The organism is Spirosoma areae (assembly GCF_054781775.1).
The window spans coordinates 40276-61274 of record NZ_BAAGTT010000043.1; the positions used below are offsets into that span (position 1 = coordinate 40276).

The window sequence follows — 20999 nt, forward strand, 5'->3', positions numbered from 1 at the left end:
CTTTCACACTGTCGTTCGTTTACTCTTTCACTCTTTAACTTATGATCCTTGGAATTGACTTACCTACCTGGTGGTTTCTGCTGATTGGGGCGCTCATTAGCGGATATGGCATTCTGGATGGCTTTGACTTAGGTGCCGGCGCGCTGCACTTGTTTTTTCGGAAAGAACAAAGCCGCCGAATTGCGCTCAACGCCATCGGGCCGGTTTGGGATGGCAACGAAGTCTGGCTCGTTATTGGAGCGGGGTCGTTGTTTGCGGCTTTTCCACTCGTCTACGGCACCATTTTGTCGGTGTTTTATTTGCCGTTCATGCTGTTTCTGGTCGCCATTATTTTCCGGGCCATCTCGATTGAATTTCGGAGCAAAGAGAAAATGAGTTGGTGGCGCCAAACGTGGGACATTAGCTATGCGGTTTCCAGCACGGCGATTGCCTTATTGCTGGGGTTGATTCTGGGCAACCTGATTCAGGGAATTCCGCTGAATGCGAAGCACGAGTTTGTTGGGCGGCTGAGCGACTTTTTCAACCCTTACGCCGGGCTGATTGCCATTACGGTGCTGTCGCTGTTTATGATGCACGGAGCCATGTATCTGCTCATGAAAACCGAGGATCGGCTCTATGCCAAACTCACCATTATTGCCAATAACACAAGTAAATTCTTCATTTTGTGCTTCATGGCAACATCGCTGGCAACCCTGATTTATGTGCCACACATGACAGCCATTTTCAAGAATCACCCTGAATTATTTGTGCTGCCCGTTGCGGCTGTCCTGATTGTGCTGAACATTCGGCGGAGTATCGAAAAGCGGCAATACTGGCGGGGGTTCGTCTCGTCGTCGGCTACAACAGCCCTACTGCTGATCCTGTTTGCGATGGGCCTGTATCCGAATTTAGTGCTGTCGAATGTTGACCCCAACGGCCACATCAGCATCTACGAAGCCGCATCGTCGGATGGTTCCCTGCGAACCATGCTGCTGTTTGCGGCCATCGGCATGCCGTTAGTCGTGACCTACACCCTGTTTATGTTCTGGACGTTTCGCGGCAAGGTGAAGCTGGAGGACCACAGCTATTAACGTATTATCTATTTAAGATTGAGAATCTGCTTAAATGCAGCCGGATTCAATATTTGCAAAGAAGGGAACGCCAGGGATTTAAAGAGGTCGAAATGTTTATCATAAGTCACCAAACAGTGTGCATTAGCAGATAGAGCTAAATCTGAGAATTTATTGTCGTCGGGATCAACTTCTATTAAATTCCAACGATAAAATGGTTCAAGAAACATCGCATTGGTTGCACTGCATAAAATATCAAGCACATAATCAGCCGTATGCCGTGAGTAAAATTACGTTAGCTTTTCGGCATACTCACCCAGGATTTCAGTGCTTAGAATCCAATCAAATTGTTTAGCCTCGAAAGCTTTATAAATAAAAAATTCTTCATTTCGGCGATTAACTGTTGCAATAAGAACATTTGTATCAATCACTACGGACGGACGTACTATTGTTTGCACAGATAGCATTATTTAGGGAGCAGCAGGGGTACGCTGATGGCTATTGTAGCGCAGATTTTCATAATCAGTTTCTGTAATATTCTTATCAAATATAATTTTATCTACTTCCTTAAAAAGTTTTTCGGCATAATACTTAACTAATAAATCCCGGATTTCGACAGACTCTTCATAGCTCATTTGACGATCAAATAGTCGTAACAAGCTGAGTTGTACATCATTTAATCTACCCGAACTGGTTGGAAGCGTTTCCATAGTTCTACTTATTGTTTCGTTAGAACAAATCTACCACTTCTTCAACGTATCCCTATAAAATAAACAATCAAAATTGGACAGAAAATCAGTTGACTGATTTTCTGTCCAACGCTCAGGCCATCTCACGTCGAGCCACCCACTCGCCTTTATGTGTCCTCTTCTGATATGCAACCGGCGTTGTGCCGGTCCACCGCCGGAAGGCCCGATGAAACGCACTCAGTTCATTATACCCAAGAATGTACGATACTTCTTTAATGGGGTGCTGGCCAGCGTCCAAATAATGTAAAGCCAGCGACTTCCGCATTGAATCGGCCAGTTGCTGATACGTTATGCCCTCTTCCTGCAATTTCCGTTGTAGACTGCGGCTGCTTACATTCAGGTTGGCTGCAACAGCATCGAGCGTTGGCACGCCGAGATAGGCATTTGCCAGCAGAAAATTAATAATTCGGTCACTGTATGCTTTTGGGTGGCCGACGGCGTCGTTGAACGCAGCCACTTTTCGCAGCCATGCACCCTGCAGTTCATAATCGGCAGTCAGGATTGGTTCATCCCAATACTGTCCGGCAAATTCCAGTTTATAGTCGGCAATGTTCTGGATTGATTCACAGCGAAATACGCGCTCGTACTCCACCTGGTTGGCTTCATCTATAGGTAGCCAAACGGCTGTAGGCCGCATTTTTTGCAGAATCAGCCCATCAACTTCATGGATGGTAAACGCCATGAAAAAATCCATTATCTGGCGAAACACAAAGGACGACTGATTCTGATGGTGCCCGTCGGGAATAAAGCGAATGGTAAACGATTGGCCCGACCGCGTCACGTCCATTTTGAACAGATCCGTTACCAACTGCGTGAACGTAGCCGCCTGGGTCAGGGCTTCGCCAACGGTGCGGCTGAGCCGGACCAGTTCACCCACAACACCTAATGCAGACACCTGCGACGACTCCCCGAAATGAAGCCCAAACAGGGGGTCGTGGCTCAGTTCCGAAGCATTAAGCCAAAGAGCACCCATCTGCTGAGTTGTTAGGGTGGCGGTGGCCTCCTGCGTCAACGCGTTCATATCTACGCCCGATTGTCGGCAAATCTGCTCTACAGAAAGGTTTTTCTGGACAGCATAGGCCAGCAGATTAAGGGATAACCGTTTCTGATAATCTTGCATTGGGCAAAAGTATCGAAATAGTTGGTCATCTTTTCTCGCTGTCGTGAAGTGATAATGGATTGGCGGTTTGGGATAACACCCCGCCCGGATGCCTCCCCTACTTTTGTCAAAAAAACGCCATGAGAACAATCGTAATCCTGCTGGCAGTCGCTTTAAGCCACTCCACAAACGCCCAGCCAATGGGCGACAAACCAACTCGTCAATCAACGATAACCCAATTAACTCCCCAAACGATGGAAACAAAATCAATGCAGGTCGTTCAGGAATTCTTAACCGCCGTACAGACCCACAACGGCGAAAAGATGGTGGCCCTGCTTCACCCGAACGTGAAGTGGAATCAGCCGGGCAAAAACCGGTTTGCTGGCCAGAAATCATCGAGGGACGATGTTTTACAGATGGCGGGCGGCATGCAGGAGGTAGCCGAAAAGACGCTGACCCTAACGAGTGTAAAAACGGTGTCGGCCAATGGCAACCAGGTAGCGTGCTTAGTTCACTGGAAAGCCGTTCAGCCAAACGGCGGTATCCTGGACGTGGACAACATCGATGTTTACACCGTCGAAAACGGGCAGATCGTCAATGCAATGGTTTTCTCTGCCGATGTCGCGCAGGAAGATAGCTTCTGGCTAAAATAAAGTTAACTGGACGAATTTGTGGAATCGTTGACGCTTGCGCTTAGCTCTGACAAACGCAGGCGTCCATGATTTCACAGTAGTCGAAAGCTCATACGGTGGTATTTCGTCGGGCCGAACTGCCGGATAGCTGCCCGGTGAACTGGTGTTGGATACCCCACATTCTTCGCCCAGCCATAGGCCGGAAACACCCGGCCAAGCTGCTCCATAAGGTCATCGCGATACGTTTTGGCCAGCACCGACGCGGCTGCTATCGACAGAAAATGGGCGTCGCCCTTCACGATGCAGGTGTGCGGAATCATGGGGTATGGCACAAACCGGTTGCCATCGACTAATAGGTGTTCCGGCCTGATTGCCAGCGCATCAACAGCGCGGTGCATGGCCAGAAAGCTGGCTTTCAGAATATTAATCCGATCGATGTCTTCGTGCGAAACCTCGGCAATGGCCCAGGCTATGGCATCGCGTTCGATGTCGATACGAAGCGTTTCACGTTGCAGGCGGGTCAATTGTTTGGAATCGTTGAGGACGGGATGCGTATAATTTTTGGGCAGGATAACTGCGGCCGCCACCACTGGCCCGGCCAGACACCCCCGCCCGACCTCGTCCAGCCCGGCCTCAACAGTGTCGGCGTTGTAATAGGGTTTAAGCATTGTTTCAGGTTCCACGTTTCAGATTCCGGGTTTAGGGTGAAGCTTAGATCGGCACAACCTGAACATTAACCTCTGAAACAACTGTTAATCTTCGAGCACATTACTAAAAATTGTATTTTTCAAAAACAGCGCGACCAGTAAAAACGAGATGCCCCAGTATAAATAAATCCGGTAGTAGTCCTGCACGTCTTCGTAAAGCTGAACCCGCACCGGCGCTTTTTCCAGGCGATTAATCTGAGCAAATACGGCTTGCAGCCGCCGGGCATCCGTTGCCCGAAAAAAACTGCCATTACCAATCGTGGCAATGGTTTTCAGAATGCCTTCATCAACCGTAACGGCCTGCGACGACGAGACGGCCACCCGACCAACGGCAATGGTATAGAGCCGGATGTTAAACGCTTTGGCCAGGCGAGCCGCCGTAATGGGGTCGAGGTTTCCGGCGGTGTTGTCTCCATCGCTGAGCAGAATAATTACCTTACTCCGGCCTGTCCCCCATTGGTCGGCGTCAGGCCGGGATGTATCCGCTGGTGAACGGGTGCGGTCACGCATCCGGTTGATGCAGCGGGCCAGCGCGTCGCCAATGGCAGTGCCGGAGGTCCGTATCATCTGGCCGTTCAGGTCGCTGAGGTACTGCTTCACCAGGGCATAGTCGGTGGTGAGCGGGCAGAGCGAGAAGGCTTCACCCGCAAAAATCACTAAGCCAATCCGGTCATTTTTGCGCCCATTCACGAACGTTTGCGCCACGCGCCGGGCTGCAGCCAACCGGGTGGGTGGCAAATCTGTTTCACTCATCGACGCCGATATATCGATTGCCAGCATGATGTCGATACCTTCTGACTGTTCCTGACGCAGGTCACGCACTATCTGCGGCCGAGCCAGGGCGACCAACACAAAGCTAATCCCCAGAAATACACTCAGCGGCAACAGATACCGCAGCAAACTAAGTAACGACTGGGTCGTTTGAGCGCGGATACGAGTTGATCGAAGCTGCCCCAGCGATATGTTGAGCCGTTGCTGTGCCATTCGATTCAGGTAATACCGGAGTAGAAAGAAAAGCAGAATCGCCGGAATCAGGTAGAGCGCCAACGGCTGGGCGAAGTGAAATGCCTGCCACTGCGTCGGATTGAACCAATAAGGTGAATACCAGGGAGTCATGTGGTCAGACAAATGGGGACGTTTGGGCAGAATCACCGGCATTCGGCCTATGGGCAACCTCATCGGGCAACCGTTTCAGCAAGCTTCGCCGACGCTGATAGGTTTGCGAAGCTACCTCGCTCAAGACCCGCAACGCCGATGCAGATTGGGGAGAAAACGCACCTCCATAAATCATACGGTCGGCCTCGCGCAGTGCATCGGCTATTCGCTCATCGTGCATACGCTCGGCAATTTCAGACGTTGTCAGCGAAGAATAAGGCTGTGGGTCAAGGAGTTCCAGGTAGGCTTTCCAGAGAACAATGGCCTGATTAGCTGTTTCGGCAGCCGTGTAGGCAGTTAGCTGTCCACTGAGCCGGTTATAGGTACGGAGGAAAAAATTATGCTGCCGAGTCAGCCCATACAGCCGCCACTGCCGCCGAAGGGCTCGTCCGAATAAGAAATACAACAGGCCAACAGCAACACTAACACCCAGAAAACCGGTTGCCAGCGCTCTATAATTGAATTGCTGCCGGAGCGGAGCCAGGGTGGTTTCTGTGGCCAGTGTAAGCGACTGACGAGACGAGTCAGCCAGACGCGGGGGCAGTTTAGATTGTAGAAAAACGGTATCCGCACCGGTCCAGTAAACCGTACAATCAGCCTCGTTGATAATCCGAATGGGCACAGTCAGCAATTGCACTGAATCCGTCTCGAACGACGTCAGGGTATACACGGCGCTATCGCGGCTAACAGCCATAGCTTCATTCCCGGTAGTCTGGGTGGCAAAAATAGCCATCTTCACAACCCGATAGGGTGCAAAGTGCCGGGCTGTATCCGGGAAAAGTACATCCGTTGTGGGCGGATGCCGGAAGGTCATCATATACTGAAACGGGCGGCCAATTTCGATAGTGTCGGTTAAAAACTGACCTTTCAGCCTATAGCGAACCGGCGGTTGCGCCGAGGCCAAACCGGCCAGCAACGGGTAAATTACCCAAAAAAAATAGGCGAACGATTTCATTGGTACTTTCTGACTCTGAACAACTCAACGAGTTTGGGAACAAAATCCTCCTGCGAATCGAGCGCAACGTAACTGGCGTTGTATTGCTTGCAAAGTCGTTCCAGGCGGCTCTGATTTTGGCGGAACGTATCGTGCAGGTGATTTCGGAACGATGCCGATGAGGTGTTGACCCAGGTTGTTCGGCCCGTTTCGGTGTCGTGTACCGGAATAATGCCTAATTTAGGCAGCTTCACTTCGCGCTGGTCGTACAGATGAATAACGACTAAATCGTGTTTTTTAGCTAACGCTTTCAGATTATGATCGTAACTCAGGTCGATAAAATCGGACAGCAGAATCACGACGCTCCGGCGTTTAAGCACATTGAGGGTAAACAACAAGGCATCGGCAATGCTGGTCCGGGTCGACTCGGGCTGAAGTTTATACAGACTCATAATGAGTTGATAGCCCGTTTTTAGTCCATTCCCCGGCTTGATATACCGTTCTTTCTGGTCCGAAAAACAATACAACCCAACGTGACTGGCCTCGCGAATGGCCGACAGGGCCAACACGCCACATACCTCTTTTGTAGCCACTAATTTATCGCGGTGGCTGGGGCCAACCTGCTGCGACGCGCTCACATCGACCACAAAAAAAACGGTCTGGTCTTTCTCTTCCCGAAACACTTTCACGAACGTGCCGTGCCCTTTCGACGATACGTTCCAGTCGATGGCCCGCACGTCGTCGCCATATTGATACGTGCGTAAGTCACTGAATTCCAAACCTGTTCCTTTAAAAATAGACCGAAAACTGCCGCGCATCTGGGCATTCACCGCCTTGCGGATGCGAATATCGAAATTACGAAGCCGGGCCAAGAACTCGTCCATACCATGCTGGCGTTATAGTATTTTAACGGCCAATCCCGAACTTTGCCGGGTGGGATTGGCTTACAAAGCTATCCAAATTTTAACGTATGCACCGAAACCGATTTCAGTCGTACCTCTGGCGTCTGCTGCTGAGTGGCTGGCTGATTGCTGCCTGCACGAACCCGGAAGATAAACCACCGGAAGGATTGATTGACGAGGAGCAGATGGCAGAACTTCTGACAGAAATCCACATCGCCGAAGCCCGCGTCAGCCGCTTGGGTTTACGATCCATTGATTCATCGAATCTGGCCTATAAACACATAGAGAGTCAGCTATTTAAAAAATTCAGGGTCGATACGGCCATTTACCGGAAGAGTTATATATTCTACTCCTCGCATCCTGGCGACATGGAGCGTGTGTATAAGAAGGTTACCGAGAAATTGAAGAAAAAAACCGAAGCCCCCACCCCAAAACCGAAACCCTCATGACAATTGGTATCATTGGTGCGGGAATTTCGGGGCTGTCACTGGCCTATGAACTGCAACAGCGTGGTGTCGATTATCATCTGTGGGAAGCGGCTAACCAGCCTGGCGGCTATATCCGGTCAAGGCGGGAAGGCTCCGGCGCTTCAGATGGCTCCGGGCAGTACCTGCGCGAACTGGGACCAAATTCGCTCCTCGGCGATGCCGACCTGCTGGGCTGGCTCGATGCACTCGGCCTAACGCCCGAACTGACTTTTAGCAAGCCCGTCAGCAAAGCCCGCTATATTTTTCGGGACGGGCAATACCGCCCTTTACCGGCTGGTCCCCTGTCGCTGGTGTTCGGCAGTTTTTTTAGCTGGAAAACGAAACTTGCCATCCTGCGCGAGCGAACAAACAAAACCCTGTCTCCGCCGGGCGAAACACTGGCGCAGTTTTTCCGTCGTCGGTTCACCACCGAATTAGTTGATTATGCACTCGGTCCATTTGTGGGAGGCATATACGCGGGTGATCCCGAACAACTGCTTGTAGCCGAGACGTTTCCGGTACTGCTTCAGTATGAACGGGAGCACGGCTCGGTGCTGCGTGGCCTGCTGAAAAACCAGGCAGCCGGTGGTCGGCGGCAATCGTTTAGTTTTCGGGATGGCATGCAAACGCTGACGAATGCTCTGGCTGCTCAACTGTTGCACCTCTCGCTGAATGATGCAGTCAGCCGAATCAGCAAAACCGATAAAGGCTGGCAGGTGGAAGCGAAAAGTGGTTTGAAAATTGTTGATAAACTGGTGCTGACGGTCGATGCCGGGGCAGCCGCTCTGTTGGTGGAGGACTTATATCCTGACTTCGCCAATTCGCTGCGTAGCATCAACTATCCGCCCATGACTGCGGTTCATTCGGCCTACAAACGAGCCGATGTCAGGCACCCACTCAACGGGTTTGGCGGCTTAAATCCAACCGTAGAAGGTCGGTTTGCGGCTGGGCATATCTGGAGCAGTTCAATTTTCGGAACAGCGCTGCCGTCGGCTCGCTGCCCCGCCGATGAAGTGCTGTTCACTACGTTTGTGGGCGGAACGGCAGGCGCACGCAACGCCCGGCTTCCCGATGACGTACTGGCTCAAAACGTCCATCTGGAACTGGCCGACGGATTTGGTATATCGGCCAGCGAGCCGGTTTTTCGGGCTATCTACCGCTGGGAACGGGCCATTCCGCAGTATGATGCCAGCATCGTGGCCGTGAAAAAACCGGCAGAAGCTGCCCAGGCCGATGCGCTGTTTGTGTGCGCGAACTGGTCCGGGGGCGTGTCGCTGTCGGATTGCATTAAGAAGGCGCGGGAATTGGCCCAACAACTCGCCTTGAAATCATCGCTGATTAACAATTTTTAATGATTTTTTTAGATAAATTACAGGTGTTTTGCTGTTCTACAAATAGCTCCCTCTACTAACCCATTCGATGTCCCGTGAAAGAGCGATTAGTCGTTATTCCAACATACAATGAAATTGAGAACATCGAAGCCATTATTCGGAAAGTGTTCAGCCTGCCCGAACCGTTCGATGTGCTCATTGTGGACGACGGCTCGCCTGATGGAACGGCTCAGCGCGTCCGCGATTTACAGGACGAATTTCCAGCTAAGGATACCCTAAAACGTGGTCCGTCGGGGCGGCTTCATCTGCTCGAACGCCGGGGTAAGCTTGGTTTGGGCACGGCTTATATCGACGGGTTCAAGTGGGCCTTATCGCGGGGGTACCAGTATCTGTTCGAGATGGATGCCGACTTCTCGCACAACCCCGACGACCTGATCAAACTCTACCACGCCTGTGCTGTCGAAGGACCTGCCCGCGCTGATGTTGCTGTTGGTTCACGCTACATTAAGGGCGTTAATGTGGTCAACTGGCCAATGGGGCGGGTACTTATGTCTTATTTTGCCGGGGTGTATGTTCGGTTCATCACCGGTATGTCGATTATGGACCCAACGGCGGGGTTCGTTTGCTACCGGGCTGAGGTTCTGGAAGTTATCCTGCACAACCCCATCAAATTCGTGGGTTACGCCTTTCAAATCGAAATGAAGTTTACCTGCTGGAAGTACGGTTTCCGCATTCAGGAAGTGCCCATCATTTTCACCGACCGCACGCGGGGTGTTTCCAAAATGTCCTCCAAAATTTTTAAGGAAGCGGTTTTTGGGGTGCTGCAAATGAAAATCAGCAGTTTCTTCCGGCACTACATCCCCCGCCGTGAAGGCATGAAGAAAGTCGAAGAGCCCGTTGGGGTGTGATACAGTCGGGATAGAATCTGGTCTTTTGTGACAGCTTAACGTATAGCCACGTATATACCCGCGAAAAGATGCGAACAGGTCTCATTTATTCCTCAAGAAGGCAGGGTATACAGTATAGACTGAAAAGGCAGGTGGTTGCTGCCTATAAATTAGAATTGGCGCAGGCAACTGGCTGGAAAAAGGATTGGATTCGATGGAAACGAAGTATAGCCGTTGAAATTCGCTATAATGAACTCCTGTTTCTCTCGCCCCGGTCGGTGTCCTCACCGTCCTGGTGATTCAGTTAGGATTAACGCGAGCGGTCTGCAAGGATATAGCCCCTGGAATTGGGCGCACCAGATCTATTAACCAATCCGATCCCGAAAACGAGCAAACTCTTCTTCCGTTATATTAATCTCAATTCGTTTGTGCGGATTCGTTAATCCGGCTACAATCGTTACACCCGATTTGGCAACGCCTACCTGTTTCGCCAGAAATTCGATCAGGTAAGCGTTGGCTTTGCCATCCTGCGCCGGAGCGCGAATTTTGGCGGTGAGCAGCCCGGCAGCATCATAGAATAGCTGGTCTACTTTGGTGCCGGGCTTCACTTTCAGATGGAGCGTCATTGCGGTTAGTTGAGCTGGCCCGCCAGCACGGCAATTCCCTCCTCAAAACTGTGCGGGTTATACCCCAGTACCGTCCGGGCCTTGTCTAAAATAAAGCCCGTGCGCGGGGGCCGGCGGGCCACCTGCGTAAACGTCGACGCGTCGGCCTGGGCAATCAGGGATTTGTCGAGACCGAAATAGTCGGCTGTTTTGATGGCCATGTCATAGGGCGTCAGCACTTCATTACCCGAAATATTGAAAATTCCTTCGGCCTCTTTGTCAGCAATCAGGTAACAGCCCATGGCCAGGTCTTCGGCCAGGGTTGGGCTGCGCCACTGATCAGTTACCACTTTAATATTTTTGCCGTCTTCGAGCGATTTTTTCACCCACAAAATAATGTTGCTGCGGCTCATGTCGTGGGCGATGCCGTACACGAGTACGGTGCGGGCAATAGCCCACCGTATCGGCGAATGCCGTACCGCCGATTCGCCCGCCTGTTTACTCCACCCGTAAAAACTGATGGGATTGGCTTCGGCCGTTTCGTCATAAGGCCCATCGGCTCCGTCGAAAATAAAGTCTGTCGAAACATGGAGCAGGAAGGCATTAATAGCCCGGCAGGCATCAATGATGGATTCCACGGCCTGCACATTCTGCGCCCAGCAGGCATCTTTCTGGATTTCGCACTTATCCACATCCGTCATGGCGGCTGCGTGGATAACCACATTCGGGCGCACCTCGCCGATTACATCCAGCACCTGCTTCCGGTTGGTGATGTCCATCGAACGGTAACTATAGCCCTCCGAAAACGGCAGGCGATTGTTGCCCCGTGCGGTAGCAACCAACTCGATGTTAGCCTGCTGGGTCAGCAGGGCAACTAATTTCTGGCCAAGCAACCCATTGGCGCCGGTGAGAAGGATTTTTTTCATAGGTTTCATGTAGCGACGCCACGGATTGCGTCGCTACAGGTATTTATAGCCGTACTGTTTTGTAATTTTCTTTTTTCTGATCCATTCACCGGTCAGCGTCATGCGAATGTCCTTATTCGGGCGATCAACTTCGTCGCGGGGTTGTTTGGCTACACTATCCACAATGGCCAGTCCATCGATTACCTCGCCAAAAACGGTGTAGTTGCCATCCAGATGTGGCGTACCGCCGATGGTTTTGTACGTCTGTTTCTGTTCGTCGGTGAATACCCGCTCAGGGGCTCGGGCGCGGCCTCGTTCAATTTGCTTTTGTAGTTCCTCATCCGTCCAGACACGCCCCTCCACCACATAAAACTGACAGCCGCTGGATGCCTTGTCGGGATTATTATCGCGGGCAGCCGCCAGCGAACCCTTTTTATGAAAAAGCGATGGGAGAATTTCTGCCGGGACTTTATAACCCACATCACCGTTGCCGAGTGGTTCGCCCGTTTGGGCTTTACGCGAGTTTGGGTCGCCCCCCTGAATCATGAACATTGGGATGACACGATGAAACAAAAGGCTGTCGTAGAATTTCTGATTGACAAGCTTAATAAAGTTTTCCTTATGCCTGGGGGTCTGGTCATACAACACGAGCCGCATGGTTCCAAACGGAGTCGTCAGTGAGACGAGGTAGTCTTTTTTCTTTCGATTTTGAGCAAGTAAACTACAGGGAATCAGCAGGAAGAGTATCAGGAGTTTTCGCATATGTCTTTATTGACGCAACAGCATTTACAATTCTATCCGATTCAGAAAGGCATCTTTCAGCCGCTGATCATGGGTAACTACGATCAGGCTAGCCCCAATCTGCTCCGATTGTTCACGCAGGAGGGTTATCACACGGTCGGTATTTTCATCGTCGAGGCTGGATGTTGGCTCGTCGGCCAGAATAACACCGGGTTGGTTCATCACAGCACGGGCAATGCTCGCCCGCTGCTGTTCGCCCTGACTAAGCTGGTGTGTTTTTTTGCTTAGCTGCTCACCAAAACCCAACTGACCGGCCAATTCACGAGCGCGATTTTTGTTCTGCAGTTTGTTGGCTAAATAATTTGCCATCAGCAGGTTATCCATCACAGACAGGGAACTAACGAAGTGGGGCTTCTGGTAGATGATGCCCACATGTTTAGCCCGAAACGAAGCCGTTTTAGCCGGGCCGAGTTGGGTGAGGTCAGTTTGGTCAATCACGACCGAGCCGCTTTTGGGCTTGAGCAACAAAGCCAGCAAATGCAGGAGGGTCGTTTTACCGGTGCCGGACCGTCCCAGAATCAGGAGCGCTTCGCGGTTGGCACACTGCACATCGGGAAACGTAAACTGTTTCGCAGGGCCGTATTCAAACGTGAGTTGGTGGGTTGCCAGCATCAGATTCTGTCAAGTAGCCACAAAAATAGGCAAAAGTTGTGGCAGGCTGAATGGGTAATGAATAATGTAGAATGGATAATGAATAATTTTACGACTCGATTAGTTAGTGTAAATTAGGCATTATCCATTATTCATTTGAAACGTATCGTCCTGTTTGCTTCTGGTTCTGGCTCGAACGCCGAGAAAATCGCGGGCTATTTCGCCGGTAATGCCGATGTGGAGATTTCATTAATTCTCTCAAACAACCCAAAAGCAGGCGTTATTGAGCGGGCACGTCGTGGATTCGGCGGGCAGTTGCCGGTTCCGGTATTGCTTTTCGACCGAACAACTTTTTACGACACAAGCCGAATTACGCAACTTCTTCAGAACCAGAACGTTGATTTGATTGTGCTGGCCGGATTTATGTGGTTGTTGCCAGTCGATTTAGTGCGGGCATTTCCAAATAAAATCATTAATATTCATCCCGCTCTGCTGCCTAAATTTGGTGGCAAAGGTATGTATGGGCATTTCGTTCATGAGGCCGTAGTGGCCGCCGGAGAGACGGAGTCGGGCATTACAATTCATTACGTAAACGAACGGTACGACGAAGGGCAGGTCATTTTTCAGGCTCGTTGTTCTGTCTCACCGACCGATTCGCCCGACGACGTGGCCCGGAACGTACAGGCGCTGGAACACGAACATTATCCACGAGTGATAGCCGAAATGTTAATGAAATGATGAATGCAAAAAAATTACTTATCGGAGGTTTTTTAGCGGGCACAAGTTTGCTGGGCCTGACGGGTTGCTTTAAGCCGATTATTTACCTGCAAAATTCGCCCAACTATCCGGTAGATGTATTCTACGACAACCAACGGCCCGACCAGCCGTTTACGCCGTTGCAGGATTTGGAAGTGAAGGGGGAACTGCCACTAACACAGCGGCAGTCGGGGAATCATCGGATGCTGAGCCGGGGAAATGATATGCAACAGAAAGAAATTCTACTGGCCCGCTTAACGATGCAGGCCAAAAAACTCGGTGCTGATGCGTTGGTGGATGTCCGTTATACCTACTACACGTCCACAACCGATAATGGCTATCTGATGAAAGGCCTCGCCGTGAAATATAAAAAAGAGGTCGAGACGGCCGTAAACTAAGGATGGTCGCTTAACTCAACGTTAAGCGACCATCCTTAGTTAGCAACAATAGTATCATTTAACCTCTTCATAATCAACGTATTCTCCTCCTTTGAAGGGAGAATTACCTTCTTTCGTCTGGCGTTTCTCAACCCGAATTTCGCCTTCCCGGCTACCGCCACGAACAGTACCATTCTGTTTTTGCTCTTTCACCAGTTGCCTGCCAACTAAGAGGTAAAATACAAATCGGCGTACCGGTGGCACGAACAGGATAATAAGCGAGAGGATGAACAGATATTTGAAGAGCATGTCTGGCTGTCGTTAATATAAGAATAAACGTTCGGTTAGGCCGTTTAGTTTTCTGTTTTGTCAGGCGGTTTTTATTCGGGTTGACCGGCGAAGGTCCCTTACCTGTAAAAGCATATTCAGGCCAACTCTACTAATCCTCGTCCACTTTAGTTGCTATCGACTCTGCTGATGCTATTGTGGCTGACAATCAGGGCAGTAGAATCCAGAAAGTCGACAGAATCCAATTTGGTGAAGTACTATTGCCCATACAGTGCTTTCGCAGCAGGCTCATATTTGTCACCGGCTGACCATTGTGGTCGGGTCGTGCGGTCGGCAATCAGGCGGGCCGCATGGGCGTAAGCCTGGCAAAATCGCTGAACATAATTAAAATTTAGTGATTCGGGGTTATCGATAGCCTGGTGATAATACCTCTGAATGGCTTCATCGAAGGATTTAAATCCCGCCGAAAAGGTTGGAGCCGGTATGCCCTTGAGGGCAAAGTGAACATTATCGGACCGGTCGAAGAGGCCCTGTTCCGGCGAGGGTTCGGCAAAGACACTCAGGCCAAATGCGTTCGCTCCAGCTTCAATTTCGGCTTTTGCACCCGTCCGTTCCAGTCCAACAACCGACACAAGGGTTGTATCGTTGTAGCCCGCGCCATCGGTATTGAGGTCGAAGATAGTCTGTTTCAACGGTACTAACGGATGCTCGGCATAATAACGACTCCCAAGCGTGCCGACTTCTTCGCCCGTTAGAGCCAGCACCAGAACCGAGCGTTTGGGCCGTTGCAGCGACAGCACTTTGGCCGACTCCAGCAGGGCCACCACACCGATGGCGTTATCGCGGGCGCCGTTGAAAATACTATCGGTAGGCGGGTAGGCACTTCCGCCCTGTTTGCCAACGCCAACATGGTCGAAATGCGCGGATAAGATAACATATTCATTTTTCAAAGTCGGGTCGGAACCTTCGACAACGCCCGCCACATTGGCCGACGACAGGGCCGTTCGTGAGCGGCCCGATGTGCGAAGGGCAACGGTTTGCCCCCCTTCTTTCAGTTGTTTATACTGGTTGTTGGCGTTATTGACCCACAGATGGGCCACCGGCGCATTAGCTCCCATTGCAACCATAGGGGCAATCTGTTCACGGGTGAAATAAGAATTAATAAATCCCCACGGAACGGATTCGCTATAAAGTTCAATGAGTGCAGCCGCTCCTTTTTCAGTTGCCAGTTTACGTTTTTCGGCCGATGCCCGAACCAGTTCGCCTGGCCCTTTCACGTCGGGCGAGCCGCCCTGCGCCACTACGATTCGGCCTTTCACGTCGCGGCCCTTGTAGCCATCGTCGCCATCCGTCAGGCCATACCCAACATAAACGACCTCTCCCGAAACAGTTGTTGGATTACCGGCCATTACCACCAGCTCTTTGCCTAACCGGAGCGTATCTTTTCCGACGAGCATCGTAGCCGTTGTAGCCGCCTGGACCTTTTCGAGGCTGATGCGCTGAAAATAATCACCAGCATCACCGGCAGGTTTCAGGCCAACCTGCCGGAATTGTTCGGCAATGTAGCGGGCCGCCGTCCAGTTGCCCGGCTCACCCGTTCGGCGCCCCTGCAACTCGTCGGATGCTAAAAATCGGGTATGTGCTTCCACCTCAGCACGGGTAAGCATGAACTCAGGCGGTTTCGCTCTGGATGCAGTGGATTTGGTTGCAGCTTTAGCAGGTCGGACTTGCGCCTGTGTCAGTCCTGCGGTCAGCATGAAGGCGGCCAATAGGATTCGTACAAATTTCGTTTGCATGTTGATTAAGTTGACGTGTAAAAGTACGAAAAACCCTAACTGTTCGCTCACCACCGGGTTGGATGACTGAATTTGAGTACTTTCGCTTTGGTAGACCGGGTTGCTTCAGCGACCCAAGCACAAAGTTTCGTTGCTATTTCTGTATGCCTCCTCATTCACGATCAATAACCGCTCAATCCCGTTCAGTCTCCGAAAAAACGTATTTGCTCCTTGCCATTGGACTGTTGGCGCTCTACGTTTTCCCTTACATCTGGCTCGGTCAGGGCGCATACCTCACCATTCACGACAATTTAGACAGCGATTTTATCTACCTGCACCTGCTCAGGGTTACGCGCACTGCCTTCGCTTTCGACCTGGACACCGTCCTTCCGAACATGATGAGCAGTGGTCGGGATGCCATCGTATTATTTCGGGGCATTCCCCGTTCGGCACTCCGCACGGGGTTGAATCTTGAGGTGCTGTCGTTTTGGGTGTTGCCGCCTTACACGGCCCAAATTCTCAACTTCGTGGCTGTGCATGGCATTGGGTTTGTGGGTATGTACCTACTCCTCAGGAAGCACGTTTTGCCGGAGCCGGGCTGGGCATTGACGCGGGTGACACTGGCGTTTTTGTTTGCTTTGGTGCCGTGTTATATCAATCACGGTGCATCGGTGAGTGGGCAACCTCTCGTGTTATTCGCTTTTCTGAATCTGCTGACCCACCGTTCCGACTGGCGCGATTGGTTTATTACCGCCGTGTTTCCATTCTATTCGTTTTTCGTTTGGGCTGGTCTGTTTATCTGCGTAGCCCTGGGCATACTTGGTCTGGCGCACATGCTTCATTGGCGACGCATCAACTGGTCCTACCTGACTGGCCTAAGCCTGTTGTCAGTTCTGTATCTGGGTAGCGAATGGGAATTGATTTACGGATTTATCAATCAAACCTACGTTTCCCACCGCACCGAATACGATTATGCCCGGTTACTGCCAGTTAGTGTCGGTAACAGCCTGCGTAAGAGTTATGATTTTTTCGTCCAGACTCAATATCATGCCGGTGCCTTTATAACCCTATGGATCGTGTTTGTGGTTGGTTTGGCTGGCATACGGGACTATAGAAACAGGCACTGGACAGCCCTAAAACCAATAGTTCTGCTGACAGGCTGTGTGGCTATCACCTGCTTACTAACCGGCTTTTATTGGTTTCCTGCCACCTGGCTGGGGCGGGGTTCATTTCTGCAGGCGTTTCAGTTCGACCGTTTTTATTTTCTATTACCAACGCTTTGGTTTATTCTGTTTGCACTGGCCCTGCGTCAGTTTCAGGCCAATGGCCGCTGGAACCGCTTGTTTCTGGCGGGGCAATTTGTTGTGATGATCACTGCCAATAAAGAGTGGCGAATTAATGTCGGAAAATTGACGGGCTACAATACTGAAGCTCAATATCCGTCGTTTCGGGCATTTTTTGCCGAGAAACAGTTCGCCCAAATCCGTGACTATATCCATGAACCACAGGCCGATTACCGGGTAATCTGTCTCGGTATGCACCCAGCCGTTGCTCAATTCAACGGGTTCTATACGCTGGATAGTTACCAGAATAATTATCCTCTTCTCTACAAACACGCCTTCCGAAAAATTATTGAGACCGAACTGGCCAAAGGCAGTGATCGGATGCGGGTTTATTACGATGCCTACGCCTGCCGGGCATATCTCTACACGGCTGAGTTAGGCATGAGTTATCTGTTCGGAAAAACGCAGAAGCGGGCAGTCAATCATCTGCAAATTAATACAAATGCCCTGGCCTCGCTGGGTGGTGAATACATCATTTCAGCCGTACCGATTCGTAATGCTGCCGAGAATAAACTTCGCTTAGAAAAAATATTCGATGAGCCGGAAAGCTACTGGCGCGTGTGGTTGTATCGGGTGAATTAGGCTGGGGCGCGGAGCAGGGATGCGCTAATTAATCCCTGCTCCGCGCCCCAGCCCCCTGCGTTTTACCCTCGTTTATAATGTTGCCGGGCAAAGCGCATAAATGTATCGGCCAGTCCTTCGCTAACGCCCTGTAATTGAATGGAGTAGAAATCGCGTTGAATTGACAGGCCCTGCACGTCGAGTATTTTAAGGCTCCCCGCCTGGAGTTCATGCTGCACCGCAAAGACGGATACAAACGCCATACACCGCGAACTGCTAAGGTAGGATTTGATGCTTTCCGTACTGCCCAACTGCATCTCAATCGTCAGGTCTGTAAGCCGCAACCCTACGCCCCGAAGCGCATGCTCGATTACTTCGAGCGAACCGGAACCGCGTTCACGGAGCACGATGGGTACCGTTCTCAGTTCGGCTAACGTAATTTCATCGCGGTCGGCCAGGGGGTGATCAGCGCGGCAGATAAGCACGAGTTCGTCTTTTACAAAAGAGGTGTAGCGGATGTCGCTGTGGTGAGTTCGGCCTTCTACCAAACCCAAATCAATATCGTTATGAAGCAAGGCTTGCTCAATATGTTCGGTGTTGCCGCTCAGGAGCGCGATGGTCACATCGGCAGATTGCTCATGGAAGCGGGCCAGCACGGGCGGAATTACGTACTGCGCCACGGTTGTGCTGGCACCAACCCGCAATGCGCCCCCCGGCTTCCCCTTGAGGGCGTTCATATCGAACTCCAACTGGCGGTAGGTTGCCATGATAGTTTCGGCATGTTGGAGGAGTGTACTTCCGGCAGTGGTCAGACTTATCTGGTTGCCCCGGCGGTCGAACAGGGCGGTGCCAAAATGGTGTTCGAGTTCCTGAATGTGCTTCGTCACGGCGGGCTGGGTAACATACAACTCAGCGGCTGCTTTGGTGAAGCTAAGCCGTTTGGCGACGGTGTAGAAAACATTCAGACGGAAGTCGAGCATCAGGATTAGAAATTGAAAAGCAAATAAATGCTAATCTACTATAAAACAGTCCACGGTATCCCCCGGTCTGTGTCTTCACATACCCCGCCCGCGTCAGCATAGTTGAATCAAAAGGGGGACTTTCCGGTCTGTGAGGACACAGACCGGGGTGAAAGAGGCAACTATTGCGTTTACGGCACTCTTACCCCTTCGGGCGTTTGTACAGCGGCACGGTGCTGCACGGTTCACCAAAGAGCAGGCTTTGCACAACGGGCCGCAACACCCGCGTGATTTCGACGTAGGCCGCTGTGGGTACGGGCACTTTGGAGCAGCCTTTCACGACCACGCGGGCAGCACGATACTCGTCAATGTTAATGCGGGCGATGGCATCGAAATAGAGTTTCTCTTCGAGGTCGGCCAGGTTGCCAAAGACAACTGTATTCGCATAGGGCTGAAGCTGGAGCGTTAGCAACATATAGGCCCAGGTCGGCACAATGGCGTCCTCAGTGCAGGTGATGGCTACGTTTTTGCCCGCATACTGGCTCCAGTCGTGTTCTTTCAAAAATGCCCGAAAGTCTTTCTCTTTCAGAATCAGCCCCATGTAGAGGTTCTCTTTGAGGTCATAGACGACCCGCTCACCGGTATGGTAATAGTCCTCTAAATCAAGGGTAATCAGGCCACTGCCGGCTACGCGGTTAATCAGTTCAGCTTCCATCGTTTCATTGTATAATGGCTACTGAATAATGAACAATGTATAAGGCGGATAACTGCTCAGGGTTCATTATTCAGTATGCATTACAACGGCGATTTGCCCCCGAAAGGTTCTTACCAGCCATGCACAGGCTGTCGGCTTTTTTTGCTACTTTTGTTGGTATATCTGATTACGAACCGCCTTAGACACTTGGCCCATGAAATTCATTGTTTCCTCATCCGTCCTCCTAAAAAACCTTCAGCATATCAACGGGGTTGTGGCAACCAACCCGATTGTGCCAATCCTCGAAAACTTCCTGTTTCGCATTGAAGATGGGAACCTGACGGTGACAGCCTCGGACCTGCAAACGACCATGACCACCCAGGTTCCGGTGGAAGCGAGCGAAAATGGGGCCATTGCCATTCCGGCAAAATTGCTGCTCGATACGCTTCGTAGTTTGCCCGAACAGCCCGTTACGGTCAATATCGACACCGAAACGTTCGGTACCGAAATCCTGACCGACAATGGCCGGTATAAACTTTCCGGCGAAAACCCGATTGATTTCCCGAAGCTGCCAACCGTTACAAAAACGATGTCGGTGGAGATGACCTCCGATGTGCTGCTCAGCGCCATCAACAACACCGTTTTCGCCACCAGCACCGACGACCTGCGTCCGGCAATGACGGGGGTCCTGCTGCAACTGAACGACGAAAATGCGACGTTCGTAGCGACCGACGGCCACCGGCTCATCCGCTACCGCCGGACTGACCTCGGCGGGTCGGGTAGCACCTCCATCATTATCCCGCGTAAGGCGCTGCAATTGCTGAAAGCATCGCTGCCCGAAAACGTACCGGTCATCTCGGAGTTCAGCCAGTCGAATGCGTCGTTTACGTTCGGCCCAACGCAACTGATTTGCCGGTTGATTGATGAGCGCTTCCCCGACTACGAAAATGCGATTCCGACGAACAACCCGAATGTGATGACCATTGGCCGGACCGACCTGCTCAACTCGCTGAAGCGGATCATGATTTATGCCAACCGGACTACGCATCAGATTCGGCTATCGCTGAAACCAAACTCGCTGACCATCTCGGCCGAGGATTTGGACTACTCCAACGAAGCCAATGAGAAACTCCTCTGCGAATACGACGGGGAGCCGATGGAGATTGGGTTTAATGCCAAACTGATGGCTGAAGTGTTGAGCAATTTAACCGCCAAAATGATTTCGCTCGAAATGTCGGCACCAAACCGCGCCGGTCTGCTTATTCCGGCTGATAAAGAAGAAAACGAAGACATCCTGATGCTGGTCATGCCGGTGATGTTGAATACCTACGCTTAAAAAAGAATAATGACGGGGCCGCCCGCGCGATGATGGATGATGACTGATTGCCTGAGTACGGTGTCATTCATCATTTATCATTCATCATTCATCATT

23 protein-coding genes and 1 pseudogene are annotated in these 20999 nt (G+C 51.3%); 9 read left to right on the top strand and 15 right to left on the bottom strand.

Annotated elements, in window-relative coordinates; genetic code table 11:
• Positions 1-41: 41 nt before the first annotated feature.
• Entirely contained in the window at positions 42-1070 is a 1029-nt protein-coding gene (cydB, locus tag ACYVI1_RS26305) for a cytochrome d ubiquinol oxidase subunit II (protein ID WP_460913995.1), read from the top strand.
• Between the two features lie 8 nt (positions 1071-1078).
• Here the strand turns inward: cydB and ACYVI1_RS26310 are convergent.
• The 3 genes and pseudogenes from ACYVI1_RS26310 to ACYVI1_RS26320 all read right to left on the bottom strand — a co-directional run bounded on the left by ACYVI1_RS26310 (position 1079) and on the right by ACYVI1_RS26320 (position 2918).
• A pseudogene (locus ACYVI1_RS26310) lies at positions 1079-1516 on the bottom strand (putative toxin-antitoxin system toxin component, PIN family).
• A 3-nt stretch (positions 1517-1519) separates the two neighbouring features.
• A complete protein-coding gene (locus tag ACYVI1_RS26315; protein ID WP_460913996.1) occupies positions 1520-1759 on the bottom strand; it encodes a hypothetical protein in 240 nt (79 codons plus the stop codon).
• Positions 1760-1871: 112 nt separating this feature from the next.
• Entirely contained in the window at positions 1872-2918 is a 1047-nt protein-coding gene (locus tag ACYVI1_RS26320; RefSeq protein ID WP_460913997.1) for an AraC family transcriptional regulator, read from the bottom strand.
• Positions 2919-3037: 119 nt separating this feature from the next.
• On the opposite strand from ACYVI1_RS26320, the gene ACYVI1_RS26325 reads away from it, so the two are divergent.
• A complete protein-coding gene (locus tag ACYVI1_RS26325; protein WP_460913999.1) occupies positions 3038-3550 on the top strand; it encodes a nuclear transport factor 2 family protein in 513 nt (170 codons plus the stop codon).
• Between the two features lie 71 nt (positions 3551-3621).
• On the opposite strand, the gene ACYVI1_RS26330 is transcribed toward ACYVI1_RS26325, so the two are convergent.
• From ACYVI1_RS26330 to ACYVI1_RS26345, 4 genes are all read right to left on the bottom strand, one after another.
• Complete coding sequence (locus tag ACYVI1_RS26330; protein ID WP_460914000.1) at positions 3622-4197, bottom strand: ribonuclease HII; 576 nt, start codon at positions 4195-4197, stop codon at positions 3622-3624.
• Positions 4198-4281: 84 nt separating this feature from the next.
• Positions 4282-5352, bottom strand: a complete 1071-nt coding sequence (locus ACYVI1_RS26335; protein WP_460914228.1) for a VWA domain-containing protein — start codon at positions 5350-5352, stop codon at positions 4282-4284.
• 4 nt (positions 5353-5356) lie between these two features.
• Positions 5357-6346 carry a hypothetical protein gene (locus ACYVI1_RS26340; protein WP_460914002.1) on the bottom strand — a complete coding sequence of 330 codons (990 nt, stop codon included), beginning with the start codon at positions 6344-6346 and terminating at the stop codon, positions 5357-5359.
• Positions 6343-7209 carry a DUF58 domain-containing protein gene (locus ACYVI1_RS26345; RefSeq protein ID WP_460914003.1) on the bottom strand — a complete coding sequence of 289 codons (867 nt, stop codon included), beginning with the start codon at positions 7207-7209 and terminating at the stop codon, positions 6343-6345. The genes ACYVI1_RS26340 and ACYVI1_RS26345 overlap by 4 nt, the downstream gene beginning before the upstream one ends.
• A gap of 86 nt (positions 7210-7295) precedes the next feature.
• Here ACYVI1_RS26345 and ACYVI1_RS26350 point away from each other — a divergent pair, with 86 nt between their 5' ends.
• From ACYVI1_RS26350 to ACYVI1_RS26360, 3 genes are all read left to right on the top strand, one after another.
• Positions 7296-7676 (top strand): DUF4296 domain-containing protein, encoded by a 381-nt coding sequence (locus ACYVI1_RS26350; protein WP_460914004.1) that lies wholly within the window; start codon positions 7296-7298, stop codon positions 7674-7676.
• Positions 7673-9046, top strand: coding sequence for a protoporphyrinogen oxidase (hemG, locus tag ACYVI1_RS26355; RefSeq protein WP_460914005.1), 1374 nt, complete (start codon positions 7673-7675; stop codon positions 9044-9046). The genes ACYVI1_RS26350 and hemG overlap by 4 nt, the downstream gene beginning before the upstream one ends.
• A gap of 74 nt (positions 9047-9120) precedes the next feature.
• Positions 9121-9933 (top strand): polyprenol monophosphomannose synthase, encoded by an 813-nt coding sequence (locus tag ACYVI1_RS26360; protein ID WP_460914007.1) that lies wholly within the window; start codon positions 9121-9123, stop codon positions 9931-9933.
• Between the two features lie 344 nt (positions 9934-10277).
• On the opposite strand, the gene ACYVI1_RS26365 is transcribed toward ACYVI1_RS26360, so the two are convergent.
• The 4 genes from ACYVI1_RS26365 to ACYVI1_RS26380 are packed head-to-tail and all read right to left on the bottom strand — an operon-like array spanning position 10278 to position 12835.
• Complete coding sequence (locus tag ACYVI1_RS26365; RefSeq protein WP_460914008.1) at positions 10278-10538, bottom strand: DUF167 domain-containing protein; 261 nt, start codon at positions 10536-10538, stop codon at positions 10278-10280.
• Between the two features lie 5 nt (positions 10539-10543).
• Entirely contained in the window at positions 10544-11443 is a 900-nt protein-coding gene (locus tag ACYVI1_RS26370) for an SDR family oxidoreductase (protein ID WP_460914010.1), read from the bottom strand.
• 33 nt (positions 11444-11476) lie between these two features.
• Positions 11477-12184, bottom strand: coding sequence for a peptidylprolyl isomerase (locus ACYVI1_RS26375; protein WP_460914012.1), 708 nt, complete (start codon positions 12182-12184; stop codon positions 11477-11479).
• Positions 12185-12208: 24 nt separating this feature from the next.
• Positions 12209-12835 (bottom strand): ABC transporter ATP-binding protein, encoded by a 627-nt coding sequence (locus ACYVI1_RS26380; RefSeq protein ID WP_460914013.1) that lies wholly within the window; start codon positions 12833-12835, stop codon positions 12209-12211.
• A 135-nt stretch (positions 12836-12970) separates the two neighbouring features.
• Between ACYVI1_RS26380 and purN the strand changes: the two genes are divergently transcribed.
• Both purN and ACYVI1_RS26390 read left to right on the top strand, forming a co-directional pair.
• Entirely contained in the window at positions 12971-13552 is a 582-nt protein-coding gene (purN, locus tag ACYVI1_RS26385) for a phosphoribosylglycinamide formyltransferase (protein ID WP_460914015.1), read from the top strand.
• Positions 13549-13968: a hypothetical protein gene (locus ACYVI1_RS26390; protein WP_460914017.1), complete on the top strand. Its 420-nt coding sequence runs from the start codon at positions 13549-13551 to the stop codon at positions 13966-13968. Before purN ends, ACYVI1_RS26390 begins: the two co-directional genes overlap by 4 nt.
• Before the next feature lie 54 nt (positions 13969-14022).
• On the opposite strand, the gene ACYVI1_RS26395 is transcribed toward ACYVI1_RS26390, so the two are convergent.
• Both ACYVI1_RS26395 and ACYVI1_RS26400 read right to left on the bottom strand, forming a co-directional pair.
• Positions 14023-14256 (bottom strand): DUF4834 domain-containing protein, encoded by a 234-nt coding sequence (locus ACYVI1_RS26395; protein WP_460914019.1) that lies wholly within the window; start codon positions 14254-14256, stop codon positions 14023-14025.
• A gap of 236 nt (positions 14257-14492) precedes the next feature.
• Complete coding sequence (locus ACYVI1_RS26400; protein ID WP_460914021.1) at positions 14493-16031, bottom strand: M28 family peptidase; 1539 nt, start codon at positions 16029-16031, stop codon at positions 14493-14495.
• Between the two features lie 143 nt (positions 16032-16174).
• Between ACYVI1_RS26400 and ACYVI1_RS26405 the strand changes: the two genes are divergently transcribed.
• Positions 16175-17935 (top strand): DUF6044 family protein, encoded by a 1761-nt coding sequence (locus tag ACYVI1_RS26405; protein ID WP_460914022.1) that lies wholly within the window; start codon positions 16175-16177, stop codon positions 17933-17935.
• A 62-nt stretch (positions 17936-17997) separates the two neighbouring features.
• Here ACYVI1_RS26405 and ACYVI1_RS26410 read toward each other — a convergent pair whose 3' ends face one another.
• Positions 17998-18894, bottom strand: a complete 897-nt coding sequence (locus tag ACYVI1_RS26410; protein WP_460914023.1) for a LysR family transcriptional regulator — start codon at positions 18892-18894, stop codon at positions 17998-18000.
• Between the two features lie 181 nt (positions 18895-19075).
• Positions 19076-19588, bottom strand: a complete 513-nt coding sequence (locus ACYVI1_RS26415) for a DUF2480 family protein (RefSeq protein WP_460914024.1) — start codon at positions 19586-19588, stop codon at positions 19076-19078.
• Positions 19589-19781: 193 nt separating this feature from the next.
• Here ACYVI1_RS26415 and dnaN point away from each other — a divergent pair, with 193 nt between their 5' ends.
• Positions 19782-20903, top strand: coding sequence for a DNA polymerase III subunit beta (gene dnaN / locus ACYVI1_RS26420; RefSeq protein WP_460914025.1), 1122 nt, complete (start codon positions 19782-19784; stop codon positions 20901-20903).
• Positions 20904-20999: the final 96 nt, after the last annotated feature.

Bases quoted from the DNA above. Each gene is read 5' to 3' on its own strand.
- ACYVI1_RS26325 (WP_460913999.1), top strand. From the start codon at position 3,038: ATGAGAACAATCGTAATCCTGCTGGCAGTCGCTTTAAGCCACTCCACA.
- ACYVI1_RS26350 (WP_460914004.1), top strand. From the start codon at position 7,296: ATGCACCGAAACCGATTTCAGTCGTACCTCTGGCGTCTGCTGCTGAGT.
- ACYVI1_RS26345 (WP_460914003.1), bottom strand. From the start codon at position 7,209: ATGGACGAGTTCTTGGCCCGGCTTCGTAATTTCGATATTCGCATCCGC.
- ACYVI1_RS26410 (WP_460914023.1), bottom strand. From the start codon at position 18,894: ATGCTCGACTTCCGTCTGAATGTTTTCTACACCGTCGCCAAACGGCTT.
- ACYVI1_RS26405 (WP_460914022.1), top strand. From the start codon at position 16,175: ATGCCTCCTCATTCACGATCAATAACCGCTCAATCCCGTTCAGTCTCC.
- dnaN (WP_460914025.1), top strand. From the start codon at position 19,782: ATGAAATTCATTGTTTCCTCATCCGTCCTCCTAAAAAACCTTCAGCAT.
- ACYVI1_RS26415 (WP_460914024.1), bottom strand. From the start codon at position 19,588: ATGGAAGCTGAACTGATTAACCGCGTAGCCGGCAGTGGCCTGATTACC.
- hemG (WP_460914005.1), top strand. From the start codon at position 7,673: ATGACAATTGGTATCATTGGTGCGGGAATTTCGGGGCTGTCACTGGCC.
- cydB (WP_460913995.1), top strand. From the start codon at position 42: ATGATCCTTGGAATTGACTTACCTACCTGGTGGTTTCTGCTGATTGGG.
- ACYVI1_RS26400 (WP_460914021.1), bottom strand. From the start codon at position 16,031: ATGCAAACGAAATTTGTACGAATCCTATTGGCCGCCTTCATGCTGACC.
- ACYVI1_RS26320 (WP_460913997.1), bottom strand. From the start codon at position 2,918: ATGCAAGATTATCAGAAACGGTTATCCCTTAATCTGCTGGCCTATGCT.
- ACYVI1_RS26340 (WP_460914002.1), bottom strand. From the start codon at position 6,346: ATGAAATCGTTCGCCTATTTTTTTTGGGTAATTTACCCGTTGCTGGCC.
- ACYVI1_RS26375 (WP_460914012.1), bottom strand. From the start codon at position 12,184: ATGCGAAAACTCCTGATACTCTTCCTGCTGATTCCCTGTAGTTTACTT.
- ACYVI1_RS26390 (WP_460914017.1), top strand. From the start codon at position 13,549: ATGATGAATGCAAAAAAATTACTTATCGGAGGTTTTTTAGCGGGCACA.
- ACYVI1_RS26365 (WP_460914008.1), bottom strand. From the start codon at position 10,538: ATGACGCTCCATCTGAAAGTGAAGCCCGGCACCAAAGTAGACCAGCTA.
- ACYVI1_RS26315 (WP_460913996.1), bottom strand. From the start codon at position 1,759: ATGGAAACGCTTCCAACCAGTTCGGGTAGATTAAATGATGTACAACTC.
- ACYVI1_RS26380 (WP_460914013.1), bottom strand. From the start codon at position 12,835: ATGCTGGCAACCCACCAACTCACGTTTGAATACGGCCCTGCGAAACAG.
- ACYVI1_RS26330 (WP_460914000.1), bottom strand. From the start codon at position 4,197: ATGCTTAAACCCTATTACAACGCCGACACTGTTGAGGCCGGGCTGGAC.
- ACYVI1_RS26395 (WP_460914019.1), bottom strand. From the start codon at position 14,256: ATGCTCTTCAAATATCTGTTCATCCTCTCGCTTATTATCCTGTTCGTG.
- ACYVI1_RS26370 (WP_460914010.1), bottom strand. From the start codon at position 11,443: ATGAAAAAAATCCTTCTCACCGGCGCCAATGGGTTGCTTGGCCAGAAA.
- ACYVI1_RS26335 (WP_460914228.1), bottom strand. From the start codon at position 5,352: ATGACTCCCTGGTATTCACCTTATTGGTTCAATCCGACGCAGTGGCAG.